6 protein-coding genes are annotated in these 7,354 nt (G+C 45.9%); 5 read left to right on the top strand and 1 reads right to left on the bottom strand.

Going from position 1 to position 7,354, the window contains the following annotated elements; all coding sequences use genetic code 11:
• Positions 1-100 precede the first annotated feature (100 nt).
• On the bottom strand, positions 101-1,558 hold the full coding sequence (locus tag NOM01_RS06430) for a glycoside hydrolase family 68 protein (RefSeq protein WP_255747390.1): 1,458 nt from the start codon (positions 1,556-1,558) through the stop codon (positions 101-103).
• Positions 1,559-2,108: 550 nt separating this feature from the next.
• Here NOM01_RS06430 and NOM01_RS06435 point away from each other — a divergent pair.
• The 5 genes from NOM01_RS06435 to NOM01_RS06455 all read left to right on the top strand — a co-directional run bounded on the left by NOM01_RS06435 (position 2,109) and on the right by NOM01_RS06455 (position 7,318).
• Positions 2,109-2,822 carry an MBL fold metallo-hydrolase gene (locus tag NOM01_RS06435; RefSeq protein ID WP_255747391.1) on the top strand — a complete coding sequence of 238 codons (714 nt, stop codon included), beginning with the start codon at positions 2,109-2,111 and terminating at the stop codon, positions 2,820-2,822.
• Between the two features lies 1 nt (position 2,823).
• The gene (locus NOM01_RS06440; protein WP_255747393.1) at positions 2,824-3,396 is read left to right on the top strand and encodes a TetR-like C-terminal domain-containing protein; all 573 of its coding nucleotides are present in this window, start codon (positions 2,824-2,826) and stop codon (positions 3,394-3,396) included.
• A 1,221-nt stretch (positions 3,397-4,617) separates the two neighbouring features.
• The gene (locus NOM01_RS06445) at positions 4,618-5,229 is read left to right on the top strand and encodes an MptD family putative ECF transporter S component (RefSeq protein ID WP_255747395.1); all 612 of its coding nucleotides are present in this window, start codon (positions 4,618-4,620) and stop codon (positions 5,227-5,229) included.
• The gene (locus NOM01_RS06450; protein WP_255747396.1) at positions 5,226-5,915 is read left to right on the top strand and encodes an energy-coupling factor transporter transmembrane component T; all 690 of its coding nucleotides are present in this window, start codon (positions 5,226-5,228) and stop codon (positions 5,913-5,915) included. Before NOM01_RS06445 ends, NOM01_RS06450 begins: the two co-directional genes overlap by 4 nt.
• Positions 5,912-7,318 (top strand): ABC transporter ATP-binding protein, encoded by a 1,407-nt coding sequence (locus NOM01_RS06455; RefSeq protein WP_255747397.1) that lies wholly within the window; start codon positions 5,912-5,914, stop codon positions 7,316-7,318. Before NOM01_RS06450 ends, NOM01_RS06455 begins: the two co-directional genes overlap by 4 nt.
• Positions 7,319-7,354 lie beyond the last annotated feature (36 nt).

Genomic DNA, 7,354 nt, shown 5'->3' on the forward strand with positions numbered 1-7,354 from the left:
TATGAATAACCATTTCGCAATCTATTTTTGTGTAAAAAAAGACTCCTGATTTGGAGTCTCAATTTTCCTGCTATGAACTAATGACTTACCTTCTCGATTATTAGTCAATGGTGAGCTGACCTTGATCAAGAATGCTGTCCGGTACAACCGATGACCGTGAGCCTTGAAGTTTCACAAGGAAGCTTGGCGCAAAAGTTGAATGTTGGTCATCAAATGTCCCTCTGTTGGTCATGTAGCTTGTGATGACCACCTTGTTCCCTTTTTTCTGAGGCACAGCAAAATGCGAGTAGTTCCATGTGATGTCATCCGTATCCAGATCCATCTGCAGAACCAGTCCGCTGCCATTCAACGGATGATACGTACCGGTGAGCGAGTTGGATACAAAGCCGAGCATGTACACATCTTTGTCGCTGATCCCGTCAATGGTCATTTTCGCACCGCGTGAATCGGTGAACAGGTACCATTTGCCGTTCATTTTGAATACATTTGCACGCTCAATTTCATCCGTAACCGTGTTCGATGCAATTAAAGGTTTCATAACTTTCTTCAAGGTGTAATCATCATTGAGTTCAATGATTCCAAGCGCACCGTTAGCAAGTGACGCAAGATTCTTTTTCGGGCTGTCGAGCAGCGCTTTGCGTTCCTTTTGGAAATAGCGCAGGCTGCCGCCGTAGAATGCACGATTATTGAATTGGTCATCGCCTTGGTAGCCCACTTTCGTTCCGGTGTTTGCTTCAAATACCAAATATTTGTGTCCGTTATCTTCAACATAGTGCGGATCACGGAACGTGTGGTTGTCTGCGCCTTTGTCGCCGGCTGCGAATTGATCAACGGTTTGATAGTATTTGCCGTCACCAGCGAAAATTGACTTCAAATCTTCGATGCCGTCTACCTTCAATGAGTCTACGTCCGGCTGTGAAAGATTGATCTGTGCGGTTGTCAGTGTTTGTTTCCCATAAAGCTTCTTGCCCTCGTCCCAAGGCTGACGGTTGGTATAGAACAAACGCACCTTGCCGTCCTTGGTCAACGTCGCCGATCCGGACCATTCCTCAGCCTGATCTTTTAATATCTGATCGTTTGTTTTCAGATGATCATCAGCCTGGAAGACGCGTCCTGCATTTTTCCAGCTGTCGATCGATGTATCGCCTTTCTTTTGATAGAAGAGGTAGATGAACGTATCGCTGCCGACTTTCGGATCACCGGCAAGTGCGAAGACAATATTATAGCCCTTGTAATCGGCAACCGTGCCATCTGCATTTTGTAGCGGCCAGCTGTCCCAAACATCCAGGTCAATCGTGTTTCCGTCCTTGTCCTTGCCTATTGCCGACGGAAGATTCTCAATCGTTGATTCATCAAATTCAGGAACTTGGAACCGTTCGTTTTCCTGCTGATCCGGAATCTTACTCATATCATAACGTGTCAGATGCGAGATGCCATACGTTTTATTCTTTCCAAAGTAATCAATTGGCTTTGCCGATGCTTGCGTGCTACCGCCAATCATAAAGGTTGTGACAAGCAGCGCGGCTGCCGTCTGTTTTGCGATTTTGCCAATGTGCATGTTTTCCTCTCCCTGTTCCTTATTTGTCTTGCTGCATCATTTCATGGAACCGAGCACCTTGTCTGCGTGCTTCTCTCTTTGTCATTTCCCATGAAAAAGATAATTGTCAACCGGTCGTCAAAATGTCGGCGCCGGTTCCCCACAAGAATACGTGGAAACCAATGAACTCGTCAATTGAGCAAATGAAGGATAAAAACGTAGATTTTTCCAAATGAATTATTTAAATCATAGGTCTTAAGACACATGTACTATTGCATTAATGACAAACAGTGTCATATTCTCTAATGGCGCAGAACAGTTTTTCATTTTGAATGATTGATGTTCGATTCATGCCTGTCCTAAAATCCTTTATACATGTGAAAAATGTAAACGCATGCTCCGTTGCAATTAACGATTTGCATGTATTGTCATGAAAAAGTAATAAAAATGGGTCTAAGAGACCGTGAGCAAAAAATATTTTTGGATAATTTTACTATAAATTAATTTAATTCACAAAACTAATATCATAAGTTAAAATACTAATAAAATTAGTTTTGCGGAGGTCATTTGTATGCGCCTATTAAAATACGATCATTTTTATCAGCTGACTTTTTTTCCGACTTTGTTTCCCGTGAATTGCTACCTCGTTGAAGAAGAAGATGCACTTACGTTAATCGATTGTGCGCTTCCATCAAGCACACAATCAATTTTGAAAGCTGCAAAACGGATTGGTAAACCGATTACTCGTATTGTCTTGACTCATGCACATGGCGACCATGTCGGTGCACTCGATTCGTTGAAAAAAGCACTCCCGAGTGTCACCGTCTATATTTCCAAACGTGATGCGCGCCTGCTTGCCGGAAAAGTTGACCTTGATCCTGATGAACCACAGCTTCCCATTCGCGGGGGTATCCCTAAAAATATTCAAACCGTACCCGATCGCCTTGTGCAAGAAGGTGATACCATCGGCCGTCTGCTGGTCGTATCCAGTCCCGGTCATACCCCCGGCCATATCGCATTTTTCGATCGAAAATATGGTGCACTTTTTGCCGGTGATGCTTTTCAAGTGCGCGGCGGGATTGCTGTCAGCGGTCAATTAAAATGGTTCTTCCCGTTTCCCGCACTCGCAACATGGAGTAAGCATACGGCTTACACAAGTGCGAAGAAATTACTCAATTTGAAACCGTACTATTTGTCCGTAGGACACGGCCGCGTACTTGATCAACCGGAGCAGGCCATGTCTGGAGCGATCAGCTTTGCCGAGCAAAAAATGAAGGAGAATTAAGATGCGCCAAGGGCTAACGAAACAGCAAATTATTAAACAAGCTGCTCAGCAAATTGAGGAGACCGGTCTGCATAACCTTACGCTCGCCGCGCTCGCTCAGCGACTTCACATCAAAACACCGTCACTTTATAATCACATAAACAATCTAACCGATCTGAGGAACGGCCTGTCCTGTTATGGATTGAGTATGCTCACGGAAAAATTGATTCAATCCGCACTGGGTAAATCGCAGGACGATGCCCTGTTCGCCATAGCCGGTACCTACATCGCTTTTGCAAAAGAGCATCCCAATCTCTATGACGCAATCATTCATGTGCCTGATCCCACCGACCCCGATCTTCATCAAATCGCCGAAAGGCTGCTTAACTTTTTGTTTAAAATTCTTGAAGGCTATCCTTTGAGTGAGGAGGATCGCGTTCATGCTGTTCGCGGATTGCGCAGTATTGTCCATGGATTTGCCAGTTTGCAGCTGCATCAAGGATTTAACATGAAAAATGATCAAGACGAGTCTTTGAAATGGATCCTTTCCGCTTATCTTGCGGGGCTGAAGTTGAATTTGTCAAATAAGTCATAAAAGATGCTTGTTGATTGATCTGATCCATTAAAAATGCCGCCCGATCAAAGTAATGATCGAACGGCGTTTATTCTTCTCACCCTTCTAATTGTGCGATGAATTCTTGGTTTCGTGCATTGGATCACGATTTTCGTGCATTGAACCTTGGGTTTCGTGCATTGAGCCTTGAGTTTCGTGCATTGAACTCGGTCCGCCCCTCTAGTTGTGCATAGGATTCTTGGTTTCGTGCATTGGATCACGATTTTCGTGCATTGAGCCTTGGGTTTCGTGCATTGAAATTGGCGCACCCTTCTGTTTGTGCATAGAATTCTTGGTTTCGTGCATTGGATCACGATTTTCGTGCATTGAGCCTTGAGTTTCATGCATTGAACTCGGTCCGCCCCTCTAGTTGTGCATAGAATTCTTGGTTTCGTGCATTGGATCACGATTTTCGTGCATTGAGCCTTGGGTTTCGTGCATTGAACTCGGTCCGCCCCTCTGTTTGTGCATAGAATTCTTGGTTTCGTGCATTGGATCACGATTTTCGTGCATTGAACCTAGGGTTTCGTGCATTGAACTCGGTCCGCCCCTCTGTTTGTGCATAGAATTCTTGGTTTCGTGCATTGGATCACGATTTTCGTGCATTGAGCCTTGGGTTTCGTGCATTGAACTCGGTCCGCCCCTCTGTTTGTGCATAGAATTCTTGGTTTCGTGCATTGACCCCTGGTTTTCGTGCATTGAACCTTGGGTTTTGTGCATTGAACTCGGTCCGCCCCTCTGTTTGTGCATAGAATTCTTGGTTTCGTGCATTGGATCACGATTTTCGTGCATTGAACCTAGGGTTTTGTGCATTGAACTCGGTCCGCCCCTCTGTTTGTGCATAGAATTCTTGGTTTCGTGCATTGGATCACGATTTTCGTGCATTGAACCTTGGGTTTCGTGCATTGAATTTGGCCCACCCTTCTAGTTGTGCGTTGAATTCTTGGTTTCGTGCATTGAGTCTTGGGTTTCGTGCATTGTGCTTGACGTATTTCCACCCGAGCCACGCGCAAATAACTTAGTTCGACTAGCAGCTAACATTATGACAGCTTTTTGCCATTTCCATGATATCCGTCTCAAATTGTGACAAATATCATACACTTTTTTCTTTTTTAGTTTTCATCGAATCTTCTATGCTACTATAATAATGCTTTCATTTTTGTCTATTTTGTAACAAATTATTGTCGAAAAGAGGAATTCATCATGGTTTCATCAAAAATACATCAAGAATCATCTCATCTGTCGGTGCGTAATTACGCAACAATCGGCATTTTCAGTGTGCTTATGATTATTTTGGCGATTGCCGTGGCCATTCCGGCAATGTCCGTAGTCTATTTCTCAATGTTCATCAGCAGTCCGTTGATTGCCTTTCTGTCTGCACCTCTATTTACTTTTATGGTCTTGAAAGTGCATAAGCGTGGAACTGTCTTGGTCTACTGTCTGATCATGGCAATTCTGTATTTGATCAGCGGAACGCCTTATCTCGCTGCATGGTTTGTCCTTTCCGCTATTCTGGGCGAACTCGCTATGACCGGACATGATGCGTATAAAAATTTCATTCGAATCACGATCAGCTGGATCATTTGTTCGCTGTTCCGTGCGACAAACGGGATGATCGATATTTGGTTTTTCTCTAAGCAATATCTTGCTTCCGGTGTCAGCAAGGCACACTTTAATCAGGTTGCTCATTATTACTACTCAGTGCCATGGGTCATTTTTATCCTGCTGCTGACTGCCATTGGCGCCCTGCTTGGCGGACTTGTGTCGGCGAAGCTGATGAAGAAACACTTTGTGAAAAGTGGGCTGCTTCGATGAGACGTTCCGCTCTTCATGTGGATTTCCGGGCAAAGCTGGCCGTTTTTGCGCTGATGTTCGTGCTGTCTGCCCTGCTCACGCATGATGGATCGGTTTGTCTTGCCATGCTTTTCATGATGCTTTACCTTTGCGCGCAATCCTTTTACCGCGCAGGCATTATCTATTTTTTTGCCGGATGCGCAATTGCTCTTCTGCGCAGTTTATCCGGATCTGAGGGAATCACCATTTTTCTTCCCGATGTTCTGCTTTTCGCAATCTTGCGTATTTCGCTCGTCATGATGGCTGCTTTTGCAATGGTACGTATGCCGCCTGGGGAAATTACAGCGGCATTTATGAAAATGCGGCTGCCCTCAGCTCTCGCATTGCCAATCACGTTCATGCTCCGCTTCGCACCGACCGTCCGTGGAGAATTTCGGACTGTACTGGCGGCGCTCCGCATGCGTGGTCTGTTGTCTTTGGCTCATCCGCTGCGGGCATTCGAATATACACTGATCCCAATGATTACTCGCAGCTCGGTCATTTCAGATGATTTAGCCGCTTCTGCTGAACTGCGTGGGATCTCCAATCCGGGAACACACAGCTCGCTGCGGTTGATTCGTTTTCGACTGATTGACGGCATTCTACTCATTTTAGCATTCGTTTTTTCGGCGATCTGTCTCTATGTTGACAAGTGGGTGATGATTTGATTGAACTTCAACAGGTTTCATTTTCTTATGGGAACGAGCCTCCGGTTGTTCGCGATCTGAATCTTACTGTAAATAAAGGAGAGCTTGTCGTCATTACCGGCAAAAGCGGCTGCGGGAAAACAACGGTTACGCGCATCATCAATGGCTTGGCGACACACTTCTATAAAGGTGAACTGAACGGCCAGGTTGTGATTGACGGTAAGAACCAACGCGACCTTCCCTTTTGGGCCATTGGGAAGCGGATCGGTGCTGTGCTCCAGGATCCGAGCAGCCAATTCTTCGCAGATCAGGCCATTGACGAAATTGCCTTCGGCTGTGAAAATTACGGACTGGAGCGTCATGAGATGCAGCAGCGTATTTCTCGTGCTGCTGAGAAGACAGGAAGCACTGCGCTGCTTGATCAGCGGCTTCATGATCTTTCGAGCGGTCAGCAACAGCGGCTGGCCATCGCCAGCATCTATGCGATCAATCCGGATACCTATGTATTCGACGAACCATCCGCAAATCTTGATTCAGAGGCAGTTGATCAGCTGTGCCGATTGCTAGCCGCACTAAAAAATGAGGGAAAAACCATACTTATTGCCGAGCATCGTTTGTTCTATTTAACCGAGATCGCTGATCGAATTCTGTATATGGAAAACGGTGTAATCACTGAGACTTTTTCCTCAGCAGAGCTGTCCCGCCTGAACCATGACGATTTGCGCCGACTCGGTCTGCGCTGTGCCAGCCTGCCCGATCTGAATACAAGCGAGCGAAGTACAAATAAGGAAGAAGCCATGGTGATTGAACACCTTTCTTTTGCCTATAAAAAATCACCGGTCATTCACGACTTCAGTCTGCGCATCGGCAAAGGCGACGTGGTCGCTCTCATCGGTCCGAATGGCGCCGGCAAAACAACATTGGTAAAAATTCTGAGCGGATTGATTACGGAAAAATCAGGCCGCATTCTAATAAACCACCGTTCGACTGGTCGCAGACTGCGAAGACGGCACGCTTTTTTTGTCATGCAGCATGCTGACAGCCAGCTGTTCGCCGAAAGCGTGCTTGAAGAAATCCGACTCAGCGCACAAGTTCCTGAACAGGCAGAAACTCTATTGCAATCGTACGGGCTGTTTCCGTTCAAGGATGCTCACCCATCAACATTATCCGGCGGTCAAAAACAGCGATTGCTCCTTGCTGTCGCTGAGAGTATGGAACCCTCAATCCTAATTCTCGATGAACCGACCAGCGGACTTGACGGGGAAAACATGCGGCTGCTTGCAACAAAGCTGCGTCAATTGGCCGCTCAACGAAAAACAGTGCTTGTCATCACGCATGACAAGGAATTCATTACACTGGCATGCACGCGTCTTATTAGGATAGAGCATGGCAGGAAAGTCACTGATGCAGCGATTATACGTTAAAATGCGCCGGAAACGGCGCGTTTTTTATACTATAAG

Source organism: Sporolactobacillus sp. STSJ-5, from assembly GCF_024385605.1.
In the GTDB taxonomy this organism is placed as follows: Bacteria; Bacillota; Bacilli; order Bacillales; family Sporolactobacillaceae; genus Sporolactobacillus.